Source organism: Pseudomonas sp. HPB0071 (genome assembly GCF_000478505.2).
Classification (GTDB): Bacteria; Pseudomonadota; Gammaproteobacteria; order Pseudomonadales; family Pseudomonadaceae; genus Chryseomonas; species Chryseomonas luteola.
In genome coordinates this window covers 2,102,328-2,118,068 of sequence record NZ_KI517367.1, presented here as the reverse complement: position 1 = coordinate 2,118,068, position 15,741 = coordinate 2,102,328, and the positions used below count along the sequence as shown (strand labels likewise).

At 59.0% G+C, this 15,741-nt stretch carries 13 protein-coding genes and 2 pseudogenes; 8 read left to right on the top strand and 7 right to left on the bottom strand.

Annotation, left to right across the window (positions count from 1 at the left end):
• Nucleotides 1–72 precede the first annotated feature (72 nt).
• Together HMPREF1487_RS09945 and HMPREF1487_RS09940 are read left to right on the top strand one after the other, a co-directional pair.
• Nucleotides 73–1,578 (top strand): YifB family Mg chelatase-like AAA ATPase, encoded by a 1,506-nt coding sequence (locus HMPREF1487_RS09945; RefSeq protein ID WP_010796510.1) that lies wholly within the window; start codon nucleotides 73–75, stop codon nucleotides 1,576–1,578.
• 110 nt (nucleotides 1,579–1,688) lie between these two features.
• A complete protein-coding gene (locus tag HMPREF1487_RS09940) occupies nucleotides 1,689–3,677 on the top strand; it encodes a BCCT family transporter (RefSeq protein WP_010796509.1) in 1,989 nt (662 codons plus the stop codon).
• 61 nt (nucleotides 3,678–3,738) lie between these two features.
• On the opposite strand, the gene HMPREF1487_RS28365 is transcribed toward HMPREF1487_RS09940, so the two are convergent.
• From HMPREF1487_RS28365 to HMPREF1487_RS09930, 3 genes and pseudogenes are all read right to left on the bottom strand, one after another.
• Nucleotides 3,739–4,461, bottom strand: coding sequence for a methyl-accepting chemotaxis protein (locus tag HMPREF1487_RS28365; RefSeq protein ID WP_371106377.1), 723 nt, complete (start codon nucleotides 4,459–4,461; stop codon nucleotides 3,739–3,741).
• 132 nt (nucleotides 4,462–4,593) lie between these two features.
• Nucleotides 4,594–5,712 (bottom strand): annotated as a pseudogene (locus HMPREF1487_RS28360) (Cache 3/Cache 2 fusion domain-containing protein); the annotation flags it as partial.
• A 185-nt stretch (nucleotides 5,713–5,897) separates the two neighbouring features.
• Complete coding sequence (locus tag HMPREF1487_RS09930) at nucleotides 5,898–6,824, bottom strand: LysR substrate-binding domain-containing protein (RefSeq protein WP_010796507.1); 927 nt, start codon at nucleotides 6,822–6,824, stop codon at nucleotides 5,898–5,900.
• Nucleotides 6,825–6,949: 125 nt separating this feature from the next.
• On the opposite strand from HMPREF1487_RS09930, the gene HMPREF1487_RS09925 reads away from it, so the two are divergent.
• On the top strand, nucleotides 6,950–8,347 hold the full coding sequence (locus HMPREF1487_RS09925) for a NorM family multidrug efflux MATE transporter (RefSeq protein WP_010796506.1): 1,398 nt from the start codon (nucleotides 6,950–6,952) through the stop codon (nucleotides 8,345–8,347).
• A gap of 54 nt (nucleotides 8,348–8,401) precedes the next feature.
• On the opposite strand, the gene HMPREF1487_RS09920 is transcribed toward HMPREF1487_RS09925, so the two are convergent.
• Nucleotides 8,402–8,839 (bottom strand): YqaA family protein, encoded by a 438-nt coding sequence (locus tag HMPREF1487_RS09920; protein ID WP_010796505.1) that lies wholly within the window; start codon nucleotides 8,837–8,839, stop codon nucleotides 8,402–8,404.
• A 234-nt stretch (nucleotides 8,840–9,073) separates the two neighbouring features.
• On the opposite strand from HMPREF1487_RS09920, the gene HMPREF1487_RS09915 reads away from it, so the two are divergent.
• Genes HMPREF1487_RS09915 through HMPREF1487_RS27300 form a run of 3 tightly spaced genes read left to right on the top strand, consistent with a single transcriptional unit; the run spans nucleotide 9,074 to nucleotide 12,497 of the window.
• Nucleotides 9,074–10,840, top strand: coding sequence for a copper resistance system multicopper oxidase (locus HMPREF1487_RS09915; RefSeq protein WP_010796504.1), 1,767 nt, complete (start codon nucleotides 9,074–9,076; stop codon nucleotides 10,838–10,840).
• Between the two features lie 10 nt (nucleotides 10,841–10,850).
• Nucleotides 10,851–11,822 carry a copper resistance protein B gene (locus tag HMPREF1487_RS27305; protein WP_010796503.1) on the top strand — a complete coding sequence of 324 codons (972 nt, stop codon included), beginning with the start codon at nucleotides 10,851–10,853 and terminating at the stop codon, nucleotides 11,820–11,822.
• 3 nt (nucleotides 11,823–11,825) lie between these two features.
• On the top strand, nucleotides 11,826–12,497 hold the full coding sequence (locus HMPREF1487_RS27300; protein WP_010796502.1) for a c-type cytochrome: 672 nt from the start codon (nucleotides 11,826–11,828) through the stop codon (nucleotides 12,495–12,497).
• Nucleotides 12,498–12,728: 231 nt separating this feature from the next.
• On the opposite strand, the pseudogene HMPREF1487_RS09900 reads toward HMPREF1487_RS27300, so the two are convergent.
• From HMPREF1487_RS09900 to HMPREF1487_RS09890, 3 genes and pseudogenes are all read right to left on the bottom strand, one after another.
• A pseudogene (locus HMPREF1487_RS09900) lies at nucleotides 12,729–12,878 on the bottom strand (general stress protein); the annotation flags it as partial.
• Nucleotides 12,879–12,994: 116 nt separating this feature from the next.
• A complete protein-coding gene (locus HMPREF1487_RS09895) occupies nucleotides 12,995–13,165 on the bottom strand; it encodes a con-10 family general stress protein (RefSeq protein ID WP_010796500.1) in 171 nt (56 codons plus the stop codon).
• Between the two features lie 91 nt (nucleotides 13,166–13,256).
• Complete coding sequence (locus tag HMPREF1487_RS09890) at nucleotides 13,257–13,424, bottom strand: con-10 family general stress protein (protein ID WP_010796499.1); 168 nt, start codon at nucleotides 13,422–13,424, stop codon at nucleotides 13,257–13,259.
• A gap of 643 nt (nucleotides 13,425–14,067) precedes the next feature.
• Between HMPREF1487_RS09890 and HMPREF1487_RS09885 the strand changes: the two genes are divergently transcribed.
• Together HMPREF1487_RS09885 and HMPREF1487_RS09880 are read left to right on the top strand one after the other, a co-directional pair.
• Nucleotides 14,068–14,628, top strand: coding sequence for a histidine phosphatase family protein (locus HMPREF1487_RS09885; protein ID WP_010796498.1), 561 nt, complete (start codon nucleotides 14,068–14,070; stop codon nucleotides 14,626–14,628).
• A gap of 156 nt (nucleotides 14,629–14,784) precedes the next feature.
• The gene (locus HMPREF1487_RS09880) at nucleotides 14,785–15,660 is read left to right on the top strand and encodes a CAP domain-containing protein (RefSeq protein ID WP_037030654.1); all 876 of its coding nucleotides are present in this window, start codon (nucleotides 14,785–14,787) and stop codon (nucleotides 15,658–15,660) included.
• The last annotated feature ends 81 nt before the right edge of the window (nucleotides 15,661–15,741 follow it).

Here is a 15,741-nt window from a genome sequence, read left to right as displayed (position 1 = left end):
AACAACAAAACGGAACCCACCCCGCCGACCGCCGAATAACCCGGCCGGCGGGACACTGATCAAGGAGTGATCATGTCCCTCGCCATCGTTTGTAGCCGCGCCCAGGTGGGCGTGGAAGCCCCCTGTGTCACTGTAGAAGCGCATCTGGCCAACGGTCTGCCCGCATTGACCCTGGTCGGCCTGCCGGAAACCGCCGTCAAGGAGAGTAAGGATCGCGTGCGTAGCGCCATCCTCAATTCAGGCTTCGACTTTCCGGCACGCCGCATCACCCTAAACCTTGCTCCTGCCGACCTGCCCAAGGATGGTGGCCGCTTCGATCTGGCCATTGCCCTTGGCATTCTGGCGGCCAGTGCGCAGTTACCCGCGGATGCCCTGGCCGATATCGAATGCCTGGGTGAGCTGGCGCTCTCTGGTGCACTGCGCCCCGTCCAGGGCGTATTACCCGCAGCGCTTGCCGCACGGGAAGCCGGACGCACACTGATCGTGCCCCATGAAAACGCCGAGGAAGCCAGTCTGGCGGGCGGGCTTAAAGTCATCGCGGTGGGCCATCTGCTGGAGATCGCAGCGCACTTTACCGGGCAGACGCCCCTTACCCCGTATGAAGCCCAGGGGCTGAGACGGCAGGAGCAACCCTACCCCGACCTTGTTGACGTGCAGGGCCAAGTGGCTGCCAAACGCGCCCTGGTGGTTGCAGCGGCAGGCTCGCACAACCTCTTGCTGGCAGGCCCGCCCGGGACCGGAAAAACCCTGCTGGCCAGCCGCCTGCCCGGTCTGCTGCCGCCCCTGAATGAATTCGAAGCCCTGGAAGTGGCTGCGATTCATTCGGTTGCCAGCCACACGCCCATGGCTCACTGGCCGCAGCGGCCATTCCGGCAGCCGCATCACTCGGCCTCGGGCCCCGCCCTGGTGGGTGGCGGTAGTCGCCCTCGCCCGGGCGAGATCACTCTGGCGCATCAAGGCGTGCTGTTTCTGGACGAGCTGCCCGAATTTGACCGCAAGGTGCTAGAGGTTCTGCGCGAGCCACTGGAAAGCGGCGAGATTGTGATTTCCCGCGCCCGGGACCGTGTCCGCTTTCCGGCCCGCTTCCAGCTGGTCGCCGCCATGAACCCCTGTCCATGCGGCTATCTGGGTGATCCGGCCGGCCGCTGCCGTTGCTCGCCCGATCAGGTACAACGTTATCGTGGTAAACTTTCCGGTCCACTGCTGGACCGGATCGACATGCATATCACCGTCGCCCGGGAAAGTGTGCGTCTGGGCGGCCCTGACACCAAGAACGATTCCGGCCGCCTTACAACGCAACAGGCTGCCGAACAGGTCGCCGCCGCCCGTGAGCGGCAACTGGCTCGCCAAGGGGTGGCGAATGCCTTTCTGGATTTGCGTGCCTTGCACCAACACTGTGCATTAACGGCAGACGACCAGCGGTGGATCGAGAGCGCAGGTGAACGGCTGGGGCTGTCCCTGCGCGCCCTGCACCGAGTGATCAAGGTGGCACGTACGTTAGCCGATCTTGCAGCAGAGCCGCAGATTTTGCGGTCTCATCTGGCTGAAGCATTGCAGTACAGACCCGCGAGTGCCTGAGGTGACCTGAGCGACAACCACCTCGTGTTTTAATGCCGACCCTCGGAGCGGGTCGGCTAGGCACTCCTTTGCAGCCACCTTGGCGCCGACAGAAAAGGAGAAAGTGCCTGATGGCCACCGAAAGCCAATCACCACCTACCCGTACCCTCAATCCCCCGGTTTTCTGGGGCTCGACCTTGCTTATCCTTATCCTGGTCATCTATGCCAGTGCCTTTCACGAGAGCGCGCAAAGCGTCTTTGGTCTCATTCAGTCCTGGATTATTACGAACGTCAGCTGGTTCTACATTCTGGCGGTGGCGCTGATCCTCTTGACCGTGGTCTTTCTGGGCGTCAGCCGTTATGGCGACATCAAGCTCGGCCCGGACCACAGCGAGCCGGACTACAGCAGCACGACCTGGTTTGCCATGCTGTTTTCGGCGGGCATGGGGATCGGCCTGATGTTCTTTGGCGTGGCCGAGCCGGTCATGCACTTCCTGTCGCCGCCCACTGGCCAGTCTGGCACGGTGGACGCCGCCCGTGAGGCGTTGATCATCACCTTCTTCCACTGGGGCCTGCATGCCTGGGCTATCTACGCCATCGTGGCGCTGATCCTCGCGTACTTCAGCTTCCGTCACGGGCTGCCGCTAACGCTGCGCTCAGCGTTGTATCCCCTGATTGGCGAACGTATCTACGGGCCAATCGGCCATGCGGTGGATATTTTCGCCATTTTGGGCACCGTTCTAGGGGTGGCAACATCCCTGGGCTTTGGCGTCGCGCAGATCAATACCGGTCTCAACTATCTGTTCGGTCTAGAAGTGTCGGTGCCGGTGCAGATCGGCCTGATCATTGCGACTACGGCCCTGGCGACCCTATCGGTGGTTACCGGCCTGGACAAGGGGGTTCGTCGCCTGTCGGAGCTGAACCTGGGACTGGCCGTACTGCTGCTCCTCATGGTACTGGTCCTGGGGCCCACCGTGTTCATTCTGCAAACCTTTGTGCAGAACACCGGTGGCTACCTGACCGAGATTGTCAGCCGTACCTTTAACCTCTATGCCTATAAGCCCAACGACTGGATCGGCGGCTGGACGCTGTTCTACTGGGGCTGGTGGCTGGCATGGTCGCCTTTTGTGGGCCTGTTCATTGCCCGCATCTCCCGCGGCCGCACGATCCGCCAGTTTGTCTCCGGAGTGCTGCTGGTACCGGCCGGTTTTACGCTGTTCTGGATGACCGTATTTGGTGATACCGCCATCCACATGATCTCCTGGCAGGGCATTACGTCGCTAGGCGATGCAGTGAACAAAGACAGCTCCCTGGCGCTGTTTGCCTTCCTCGAGCATTTCCCCTTCGCGTCGGCTATTTCAATAGTGGCCATTATCATGGTTGTGGTGTTTTTTGTTACCTCGGCCGACTCCGGTGCCATGGTCGTCGACATGCTTGCTTCAGGCGGGCTCGACAAGACACCGATCTGGCAGCGAGTATTTTGGGCCTCCTCCATGGGCATCGTGGCGATTGCACTGCTCCTGGCCGATGGTCTCAAGGCCCTGCAAACGGCGACAATTGCCACGGCGCTGCCCTTTACTATCGCACTACTCTGTTCGATGTGGGGTCTGCTCAAGGCGCTCAAGCTCGATGCCACCAAGCGGGGTATCCGCTACCAGGCGCTGAACATCTCCCGCCCTGCGCCTCGTTCAGCCGGTGGCTGGCAGCGTCGCCTGCGTAATCTGGCCATGTTCCCGCGTCGTACCCACGTGGTGCGCTTCATCGGGGAGGTGGTTAAGCCTGCGTGTGAATCTGTTGCTGAAGAGCTACGTAAGCAGAGCTATCTGGTTAGCGTAAAAGATGGCGACGATGGCCGGGTACGTATTGAGGTCGGCCCTGAGGAGAACCCTGAGTTCGTGTATGAGGTTCGCCCGCGCGCGTATGCCATGCCGAGCTTTGTCATGGGGGACACACAGAGCGACCAGAACGAGCGCGAGGATCGCAAATACTTCCGTGCCGATGTGCACCTGAAGGAAGGCGGTCAGGATTATGACGTGATGGGCTGGAGCCGGGACGACGTGATTGGCGACATCCTGGATCAATACGAGCGTCACATGCACTTCCTGCATATCGTTCGCTGATCGTTACCCATAAAAAAGCCGGTGCCTCTGCACCGGCTTTTTTGTGCCTGCTACCGTACGATCAGCTGAAGCGGTTCACTTCATGGCTCAGCTCTTCCGCCAGACGCTTGAGCTCATAGGCCGTGCTGGCCAGCTCTTCCGCCGCTTCACGCTGGGAGGCGTTATCGACGGCAATGGTCTGGATGTTGCGGCTCAGCGCAGTCGCCGTGCTGCTCTGCTCTTGGGTGGCCTGGGCAATGCTGGTGAACTGCTCTACGGCCTGATCGATCTGCGCTTCAATACGCTGCAGGGCCTGGGCAACGTCACCGTTAAGCGACAAACCTTGCTGCATCAGGCGGTTGCCTTCATCGATAGAACTCATGGCGCGGTTGGTTTCTTCCTGCACCGAACCGATCATCTCGGAGATTTCACGCGTCGCCTGACTGGTACGGCCGGCCAGGCTGCGAACCTCGTCAGCCACCACGGCAAAGCCACGGCCCTGCTCACCCGCTCGCGCAGCCTCGATGGCGGCGTTAAGCGCCAGCAGGTTGGTCTGCTCGGCGATACCACTGATCACGCTGATGATCCCGCCAATCTGCTGGGAACGCTCGCCCAGGTTATTGACCACGGTAGCCGTCGTGCCCAGCGATTGAGCGATCTGCTCCAGCGCTTTCGAGGCAGCACGCATGGAGGCCGTACCGTTACGGGTTTCGGCGGCGTTTTCGTTGGTCAGCTGCTCGGTTTTGCGCATGCTGTCGGCAATGTTCTGCGCGGTAGCGCTGAACTCTTCCACAGCGCTGGCCATGCTGTCGATCTGGGAAGACTGTTCGGCCGAACGGCGCTGGGTAGCACCGGACAGGGTGCTCAGCTGATCGGAGCGAGTAGTCACATCGTGGGATGAATGACGTACGCGATCTACCGTGTTCGACAGGGCTTCAGCCATCTGGTTGAAGCTGTGGGAAAGCTTGCCGATTTCATCGTGGCTTTCAACCTGCAGCCGGACGCTCAGCTGACCTTCGCCTAGAGCCTGGGCCTGCTTGACGAGGTTATCCAGCGGCTTGAGCTTGTGACGCAGCATTACGACCGAGGCACCAATTGCCAGGATCAAAGCCAACAGGCTACCCAGCGCCAGCTGCGTACCCACCTTCCAGATCAGCTCGCCCACTTCCGCTTTTGGCAGGGTGGCGACCACTTTCCAGGCATCACCCGGCACCTGCGCGACAACGCTCTGGAACGCCGCCTTGCCATCTTCCCACTCGACCGTCGTGCCCGGCTTGGCGTTCAGGTTGATAGAGGCTAGCGCAGCGTCAGGCTTGTCGGTACCGGCCGGCGTTACCAGCCACTTATTCTGCTCATCCAGCAAGGCCAGCGAGCCGGTCTTGCCGATACGGAACGCGGACAGGTTATCGAACTGCTCTTTCTGAGTATCGGTGTAATCGAAGCCGACATACAAAACAGCCATGACCTGACCCGAGGCATCACGCACCGGCGTGTACTGGTTCATGTAGTTGCGGCCAAACAGTACCGCACGTCCAGCGTAAGGCTGACCTTGAAGCAAGCCCGCATACGCCGGGTGCTTATGGTCCAGCTGCGTGCCGATGGCACGGGAGCCGTCTTCTTTCTTGACCGACGTGGTGATACGGACAAATTCGTCACCATCACGGACGAATACCGTAGCGGCGCCGCCAGTAAGCGAGGTGAACTCGTCGACCAGTGTGAAATCGCCGTTCAGGCGATTGCCTTGCAGGCTAAGCGCAGGGGTGGAAGCACTTCCCACGGTGACACGCTCGTTCGTATCGCGTGTCAGCCCGGCCGCAAAGCGACGCTCAAACAACCCGGCCAAGCGTTGGGTACTGATTTTCAATGTGCCATGGAAAGTCTTGAGCTGATCAGCAAGTAACCGTGCCTCGCTGGCCAGATGCTGGCGGTGAGCCTCTTCTGTCGACACACTCAGGGAGCGCAACGCAAACAATCCACTTCCTGTGATAACCACAACCAATATGACCGTCAGAGCAAACGCAAGCTGCCCGGCGATACCGAAACGACGTCCCGACATGGGATTATTCTCCTGAAGAACACCAGTGTTCCCCGACTGGCATTCGCGTTAGGTTGGCTTTTGACGACCTGAGATGCTGTACACGCAAGGCCCTCTTCGGGGCGAATCTTCTAAGTCGGTCGTTTGATTATCGGCGGGATGTAAGACAACTTGACCCATTAGCACGATGGACGTCGGAATGTTTATTATGAGTGGTAGGTCACATCAGGCAAGGTCATGGCGTTGACCTCAGCCAGAAGAAAATCTCTCAGCAGAGAGAGACGCTTCGGGTTGCGTCGAGCCTTGGGCCATACCAGGTAATACGCCTCACCACTCGCCACCGCTGTAGGCCAGGGGAGCGCCGTCCGCCCAAGCTGAAGATCCTCCGAGACCATTACCAGGTCTCCAATGGATACCCCATACCCGCGGGCAGCGGCCGCCATTCCAAGCTCTAACGTATCGAATACCTGTCCGCCTCTGATCGGTATGTCGTCCGACAGCGCCATAGCTTGAAGCCAGCGCCGCCAATCGCGACGATCGGGCGTGGGATGCAGCAGCTCGGTCTCCCGCAACCGCTGTACATCCCAGGGACCCTCCGCTGCGGCTTCAGGCGAGCAAACTGGAATCAGCCATTCCTGAAACAACAAGGCGCTTTCCCACTCTTCCGGGAAACGACCGTGGCTCAGCAGCACCGCACAATCGAAGGGTTCGTGGATGAAGTCGACATGATCACTGTCCATCCAGGCACTGGTCAGCTGCACTTCGATCCCCTCATTCGCCTGCCGAAAGCGGGACAGTCGCGCCAGCAACCAGCGCAGGGACAACGTGGAGGGTGCCTTGAGCCGGAGCGCACCTTCGTCCACCGACAACACGGAGCACGCCCGGCCCAATGCCTCGAAACCTTCGCTGATGCCTGGCAGCAACAGCTTGGCTGGCTCCGTAAGGATCAGCTGACGTCCCGAGCGCTCGAACAGTCGACACCCAAAATGGGCCTCCAGGGTGCGGATATGTCGGCTCACGGCGCTCTGGGTCAGTGAAAGCTCCTGCGCGGCACGCGTGAAAGACGAATGCCGGGCCGCCGACTCAAAGGCGCGCAAGGCATAAAGCGGAGGAAGACGAGTCGACTCAGACATGATTAAAACTCATGGCAGGCAGGTTTATTTTCAGTTTGTGGGCCAGCCCAAGTGTATCCACAATCACCCTGCCTTTCTGCCTGCCTGGCAGACGTCTTCTCTGCCTTTGTGAGTTTGACTCATTCATGACCCTGCTACGTACCGAACTGTCCGCGCTGGCTCGTCTGGCCGTTCCACTGATTACCGCCCAGCTGGCCTACGTGGCCATGGTCTTTACCGACACGGTCATGATGGGCCGCATCGGCCCCGAGGCGCTGGCCAGTGGAGGACTAGGGGCCGCCACTTATTCCTTCGTGACGGTGGTTTGCGTGGGGATCATCGCCGCGGTCGGTAATCTGGTGGCAATCCGGCACGGTCAAGACGATACCGAGGGCGTAACAGAGGTCGCCTGCGCGGGCGTCTGGATCGCCTTGGGCCTTGCATTGATCGCCGGGCTTATCCTCTGGAGTCTGGAGCCTGCGCTGCTGGCCCTGGGGCAGGCTCCGGCGACAACAGCCGAAGCCATGGGCTTTATCCACGCCGTAAGCTTTGCCCTCCCCGGCTATCTGGTGTTCATGTCCCTGCGCGGCTTTACCAGCGGTATCGGCCGCCCTGGGCCGGTGATGTCGATTGCCATTGGCGGCGCACTGGCCAACCTGGTGCTCAACCTGGCCTTTATCGAAGGCTGGATGGGTCTGCCGTTTCTTGGTTTGAAGGGTATCGGCCTGATCACAGCGCTGGTCATGACGGCCATGGCGCTGGCCATGGCGCTGACCATCCGGGCACGCAGTGCCTATGCAGCCTACCCGATCGCGCGGAAACTGCTCAGCCTCAACCGGGGCGCTATCAGCGAAACCCTGCGCCTGGGCCTGCCCATTGGCGGCACCTATGCCGTCGAGACCGCCCTGTTTGCCGCCGCTGCCCTGTGCATGGGCGCGCTAGGAAGCACTCAGCTCGCCGCGCACCAGATCGCCAATCAGCTGGTGTACGTTGCCTTCATGATTCCGGTGGGGTTGGCTTATGCCTCCAGCCTGCGGGTCGGGCTGCACTTTGGTGCGGGCCGGTTTGCGGAATCACGTCTGGCTGGCCGTATCGGCATTACCGTTGGCGCCACCTGCATGCTGGCCGTCGCCATTGCATTCTGGCTCATGCCGGAGACCCTGGTGGGTCTGTTCATTGATCGGGACGACCCTGCCGGCCGCACCGTTATGGCATTGGCCGTAAGCCTGCTGGCGATCGCCGCCTGGTTTGAATTTTTCGATGGTATCCAAGGCATCGCCTCGGGCGCGTTGCGGGGTATCCGGCAGGCTCGCCAGGCCATGTTGATCGGCCTGATCTGCTACTGCTGTGTGGGAATTGTCTCAGCCTGGCTCTTAGGGCTGGTATTAGGCTTCGACGCCCGTGGCGTCTGGTGGGGAATGGCTCTGGGTCTGGCCTGTGCAGCGGTTGCGCTCACCTGGGCCTTCGAGCGGCATATGCGGGGTCTGCTCTACCATGAGAACGTCGAATCGCCTGCGGAAAAACAATGGGCTACCCAGAGTTAAGCGCGCTTTTTTGAGGATTGCCAGTCATGGCAGCCGCGGTGACACGCGGTCCGCTCAGTACCAGCCAAGGACCAGTGCCGAGACGGCCAGATAACGCGCCGTCTTGGCGAAGCCGACGAGCAGGATAAAGACGGGCAGCGGTTCGCGCATAACGCCTGCTACCAGCGTCAGCGGATCGCCAATGACCGGTACCCAGCTCAGTAGCAGCGACCAACGTCCATAACGGCGATACCCCCGTTGTGCGCGTTCGAGCTGACAGGGCGAAACAGGGAACCAGCGGCGGTCCCGAAAGTGCTCGATTGAGCGCCCTAGAAACCAGTTCACCACCGAGCCCAGCGTATTACCAAGAATCGCCGCCAAGAGTAACAAGGGCACGGAATAACTGCCCTGTAATAACAACGCGGCCAGCGCTGCCTCAGACTGAGCTGGCAACAAGGTAGCAGCGGCTAGGGCAACCAGAAACAACCCGACATATACCGTCAGCTCAGCCATGCGCTCTGCCTGTTTCCACCATCTCCTGGCTCCGCTACTGTCATCCCCTCAGGCTATCGATACGGCATCGGCCAGAGGGCGGCTAAATATTTCCGGATGTTACGGAGCGCTCAGCCGTATCGGCAGTCTATGCAACGTCCACAGGCAGCGGCGAAGCGGTTTATACGCCTCAGCCGAAACGGATTATGTGAAAAGAACAAGGCCCTCACGGCCCACCGACGGGATAACAACTGCATGGCATCCACTACATCGAGGCGTACGTTCGTAAAAGGCTTGGCAGCAGGCAGTCTGCTGAGCGGCCTAGGCCTCTGGCAAACCCCCGTCTGGGCATTGACCAGCCCCGGACAACCCACCGTACTGTCCGGCACCGAATTCGATCTGGTCATTGGCGAAACGCCCGTCACCATCACTGGCGCCAAGCGCACCGCCCTGACCATCAACGGCAGCCTGCCCGGCCCGCTTCTGCGCTGGCGCGAAGGGGATACCGTTACGCTGCGCGTTCGCAATCAACTCGATGAGGCCACCTCGATCCACTGGCACGGCATCATCCTGCCGGCCACGATGGATGGCGTACCCGGGCTGAGCTTTAGCGGCATCGCACCTGACGGTCTGTACGAGTACCGCTTCAAGGTCCAGCAGCACGGCACGTACTGGTATCACAGCCACTCGGGCTTTCAGGAGCAGCGGGGGGTCTATGGCCCGCTGATCATCGAGCCGCGTGAACCGGAGGCCTTTGCCTATGACCGTGATTATGTAGTGATGCTGACGGACTGGAGCGATGAGACGCCCGAGCACATCCTCTCGACGCTCAAGAAGCAGGCCGATTACTACAACAACAACCAGCGCACCGTGGTCGACTTCGTCAATGATGTGAGCGAGAACGGCTGGTCCGCTACTGTAGCGGACCGCACTATGTGGGCCAGGATGCGGATGACACCTACCGATCTGGCTGATGTGACAGGCGCTACCTACACCTATCTCATGAACGGGGCAGCGCCTGACGGCAACTGGACCGGCCTTTTCAAGCCTGGGGAAAAGATTCGGCTGCGCTTCATCAATGGGTCGGCCATGTCCTATTTCGATGTGCGCATTCCCGGTCTGAAGATGACAGTCGTGGCGGCAGATGGCCAACCCATCGAGCCGGTCAGCGTAGACGAATTCCGTATCGCGGTGGCGGAGACCTATGACGTCATCGTCGAGCCGTCCGACCAGCAGGCCTACACGATTTTCGCCCAGTCCCTGGACCGCACCGGTTATGCCCGCGGCACGCTGGCCCTTCGCGAAGGCCTTAACGCACCGGTACCAGACATGGACCCCCGCCCGCTGGTAAGCATGGCGGACATGGGTCACGGCGACCACAGCGCACCGTCGTCCCAGGGCCACGCAGGGATGGATCACGGCAGTCACGGCAGTCACGGCATGGATCACAGCGCCATGAACCATGGCACACCACACGGCGGACATGACACCGGAGCCATGCAGACGCACCCGGCCAGCGAAGACGGCAATCCACTGGTAGACATGCAGACCATGATGCCTGCCCCCAAACTGGACGACCCCGGAATGGGCCTGCGGGACAACGGCCGCCGTGTCCTCACCTATGCCGATCTCAAAAGTACCTTTCCCGACCCGGATGGCCGTGAGCCAACCCGCACCCTGGAGCTGCACCTGACGGGGCATATGGAGCGCTTTGCCTGGTCATTCGACGGGATGAAATTCTCGGATGCCGAGCCCATCAGGCTTACTTACGGCGAGCGGGTTCGTATTGTGCTGGTCAACGACACCATGATGATGCATCCCATCCACCTGCACGGCATGTGGAGTGACCTGGAAGACGAACACGGCCGCTTCCAGGTCCGCAAACACACCATCGACATGCCGCCCGGCTCGAAGCGCAGCTACCGCGTGACCGCCGATGCGCTTGGCCGCTGGGCCTATCATTGCCACATGCTTTTCCACATGGAAACCGGCATGTTCCGCGAAGTTATTGTCGATGTTTAAGGAGAGGCCTGTGAGCACATTATCGACCCGCCTGTCGGCCTGTACGTTTGCGCTGGTACTGGGCAGCATCTCTGTTGCCCAGGCGGCAGATCCGGCTTCTCAGGCTGGCGCCACGGGAAATCCGACCCAGGTGCAACACGCGCATGGTGGCATGGATCATGGGCAGATGGATCATAGCCGGATGTCGCACGGCTCCATGGACCCCCACTCGATGAATCATGACGGCATGGCGCACGGCAGCCCTACTCCAGACAGCACGGCCACATCCCAGAGCCGTACACCCATCCCGCCTGTCACCGCGGCCATGCGCGAGGCGGCCTTTCCTCCTCTCGCCGGCCATGCCGTGCATGACAGCGCCATCCACAGCTACCTGCTCTTCGACCAATTGGAGTGGCAGGACGCCAAGGAGGGCAGCACGCTTAACTGGCAGGCCGAAGGTTGGATTGGTGGCGATGTAAACCGATTTAACTTCCGCTCCGAAGGCCAGCGTACCAACGGTCATACCGAAGAAGCCGAAATTCAGGCACTCTGGGGACATGCCATCACGCCCTGGTGGGAAACGGTGGCCGGTGTCCGGCAGGATTTCAAACCCGGTTCGCCTCAAACATGGGCAGCGTTTGGTATCCAGGGCGAAGCCATCAAGGATCTGGATCTGGAAATAACGGCCTTCCTTGGCGAAGGCAGCCAGACCGGTCTGCGCATAGAGGCCGAGTACGACATGATGCTGACCAACAATCTCATCTTGCAGCCGCATACCGAGCTCAACTTCTACGGCAAGAACGATGAGGCCCGTGGCACGGGGTCCGGTATTTCCGAAACCGAGTTCGGTCTGCGCTTGCGCTACGAAATCACCCCGCAGTTTGCGCCCTATGTTGGCGTGTCATGGAACAACACCCATGGTCAGACGGCATCCTATGCCCGAGAAGAAGGCGAAGACACTCACGATGCCCGGCTGGTAGCCGGTGTTCGTATGTGGTTCTAACCCATGACCTTCCTGAAGGCTGCCCTGCTGCTGACGCTTGCCGTTCTGGCGCTCATTGCAGTGGCAGTCTATTCAGGTGTGATCAACATAGGAGCGGATACGCCTCACGTAGAGCCGGTACACCGCTTGATCGTCATGTTGCGTGATCGCTCCATTGAAGTGCGATCCGAACGGATTACGGTCCCCAACCTGGAAAGCAAGGCACTGATTCGCAGCGGCGCGGGTAATTACGATGCGATGTGTGCCGCCTGCCATCTTGCACCCGGAATCAATGAGACGGAGCTGAGCAAAGGTCTTTATCCGCCTCCTCCCAACCTCAGCCAGCAGGGAATCACCGATCCGGCAGAGGCGTTCTGGATTATCAAGCATGGCGTCAAGGCCACCGGTATGCCGGCTTGGGGCAAAAGCATGAGCGACGACTATATCTGGGGACTTGTCGCATTCCTGCAAAAACTGCCAACCTTGGATGCCCAGCAGTACCATGTATTAGTAGCTTCCAGCGAAGGGCATTCTCACAGCGGTGGACAACTAGACCATCATGCACACGGAACGCTGAGCTATCCACAGGATGAGCGTGAAGCCCAGGAAAATCAGCCTGTGGAAAAGATTACTCCATCCACTCACCAGCCCAGAGTTATACACAAGCACGCTAATGGCAAAGACCATGTGCATTAAATAAAAGGTATGTGGATAACTCGAAACGGCTTAAATTCTGTTCAAAGCTGCTTGGTAACAGCGCCTTGAAAACAGAGTGGGGTGTACGAAATCAGGAGGCAGACGATATGCCATACAGAGCTGCCGTACGGATGCTCATGACTGCTGCATAAAGTAGAAACTGAATCCGGCCAAGAACAGGACGGATGAAGAAATGGGGCAATGGCTTGACGCCACTGCCCCTAATACTACTTAGCTACGGCCACCGCCGTGGCTATTCTGGCCACCTTTGCGGCCCGCTTCGGAAGCCTTTTCACGGTCATTGGCGAAGTTGCCGCCGCTGTTGTGACCGCCTTTACGACCTGCTTCAGATGCTTTCTCACGATCGTTTGCGAAATTGCCTGGGTTGTTATTTGCCATTGTCTTTCTCCTCATATACGGATTGGGACTGGACTGAAATACAACGTGTCAGTTCAGCTAGGTGAGCGAAGCACAAGGCTTCGCCTGTCTGGGGTCACTTAGCTACGGCCGCCGCCGTGGCTATTCTGACCGCCTTTCTTACCTGCTTCGGATGCTTTCTCGCGATCATTGGCGAAATTACCGCCGCTGTTCTGTCCGCCTTTCTTGCCGGCTTCGGACGCTTTTTCACGATCGTTTGCAAAGTTGCCTGGATTGCTGTTCTGAGTCATGGTCTTGCTCCTCTTTCGGATTGGGACTGGACTGATAAACATCTCAGTTCAGAGTGGATGGAGTCACATGCTCCATCCTCTTAGTGATCAATCAGCTACGGCCACCGCCATGGCTGTTCTGACCACCTTTCTTGCCTGCTTCGGAAGCTTTTTCGCGGTCATTGGCGAAGTTACCGCCGCTGTTCTGACCACCTTTCTTTCCAGCTTCAGATGCTTTTTCACGATCGTTTGCAAAGTTGCCTGAGTTGCTGTTTGCCATTGTCTTTCTCCTAATGGATTGGGACGTCATGCCTTGTGTTTTCGCTAACCGTTTTCCGTCAGCGTTCGTAATTTCTGAGGGTTGTTATTGAAGGGAGTTCCTGCTTTTTAACCGTCTCGATCAGGTGCAGACGAGCGGTACAGGAGCTGTTCAGCTACCACTCAGAACAAGCGAAGCGGCTGATTTATAAGTGTTTTTAGGTTTCAGGTGACTGGCACCAAAATGAGGCAATACTCATCAAGGCGGCATCTAGTCTGCTTTATAGCGGAGCGGTAACCGTTTCGTTTTGGCGTTCATTAATATGTACTTTTACATGCAAATAAACATGTAGTTAGGCGTTAGGCCGGACTCGTTTGAAGCAGCGGAATATTTCAAAACTTTCCTGGAATCGATCGAACTTGCATGTCCATTCAAGAGCGAAATCAGTTCGAATGCGTAACCCAAGACATACTCAAACGCAATCCATCCTGACCGGTCAGAAAACTTTTGAGCATTCCGGTGCTGATGCTCAATTTCATGACTCGACGACACTCAGGTCAGCTATTTTTTATTCCCTACGGAATAAAACGCGAGCGCAGCCGTCATATCGCTTCACAGGTATCGCCTGCCTTTGAACGGACTCACCCGCGGGAGCGGAGACTTCATGCAAATCACCCTTGTACGCCATGGCAAACCCGATCACTCCGGCACGAAATGGCTGTCACCCCGAGAGATGATGGAGTGGGTCGAAGGCTACCAGAAGGCCGATGTACTCTGCCGTAAGCTTCCAGCCGATCTCGTCGAGCTGGCAAGCAGTGCCGGTGTGCTGGTCTGCAGTTCCTTGTCACGCTGCATGCAATCGCTCAATCATCTGGCCGGTGAGCGTCCTTATACGTGCGACAAAACCTTTGCTGAGGCACACCTGCCTGGGTTCGATCTCCCTTGGCCCAAACTCCCCGTAAAAATGTGGCGTTTGATGCTGCGGTCAGCCTGGTTTCTGGGCTTATCCACTCACACTGAGTCCATCTTTGCGTCCAACCGACGGGCCAAGCAGGCCGCCGACAAGCTGATCGCCCTCGCCCAGGAACATGGCTCGGTTCTGTTGATGGGCCATGGGATCATGAACGTACTGATCGCTCACCACCTGCGTAAACAGGGCTGGGCCGGACCGCTTCACTTGATCCTGAAGGACTTCTGGCACCCTACCGTTTACAGGAAGGCATGAGTCAATCCATGACACTTCAGTGATTGACTAAACGAAAATCGCTTTTTTCAGATGCCATACAGGCAAATTGACGTATCGTCATGCCTGCGCGGTGATGACTGTTCCAGCCTGGAGCAGCCACTGTTTCTATCGGTTGCCGTTCTGCCAATGACTATCATGCCTACTTCGTCCTGTTCCACGCTTCGTTTATCCACCGTGATGGGTGCCGCGCTGCTGGCAAACCTGTCCATGATGCCTTTTGCGCAGGCCAGCGACAGCAGTCAGCTCATCAGCCTGATCAACCAGTACCGTGCTGCGCCACAACGCTGTAACGGGCAGCGTACGGCTCCTGCTGGCCCACTGGCCGCCAACGAAAAACTGGCCCAGGTGCGTCTTTCACAGGGCATGCAGCTGCGTGAGGTCTTGCGCGGGGCGGGTTATCAGGCAGCCCAGGTGCAAGCCATGGCTATTTCGGCACCGGCCGGGGCGGAAGCTGCCATGCAGGTGTTGACCCAGAGTTATTGCAAGGCGCTCTTGGACTCACATTACGCCGAGGTTGGCGTCTCGCGTTCGGGTAATCGCTGGCAAATCGTCCTGGCCCAGCCGGTGTTGTCGGGCAATATCGGCGACTGGCAGTCTGCCGGTAAGGAAGTCCTCAGGCTGGTCAACGAGGCGCGCGCCAAGCCGCGCCGCTGCGGGAGTCAATCCTTCAAGAGTGCCAAGCCGCTCACCTGGGACGCTAAGCTGGCCAACGCCGCCCTCGCTCACAGCCGCGAGATGGCCTCGCTCGATTACTTCAGCCATGCCGGCAAGGATGGCAGTCAGGTGGACAAGCGCGCCCAGCAACAGGGTTATCAATGGCGACGGATAGGCGAGAACATTGCCGGTGGTCCCGGCTCACCCAAGCAGGTCGTCTCCGGCTGGCTGGCCAGCCCCGGCCATTGCAGCAACATCATGAACCCGGACTACACCCAGATGGGTACGGCTTATGCCGTCAATCCCAAGAGCAGCGAGGTCATCTACTGGACGCAGGTGTTTGGGACACCGCGTTGAGTAAGGGGCAGGATGTGGGAGTGATGGGTATCGCGTTGTTCAACCCATCAACAAACGCTACGCCCTACATTCTTAACCCAC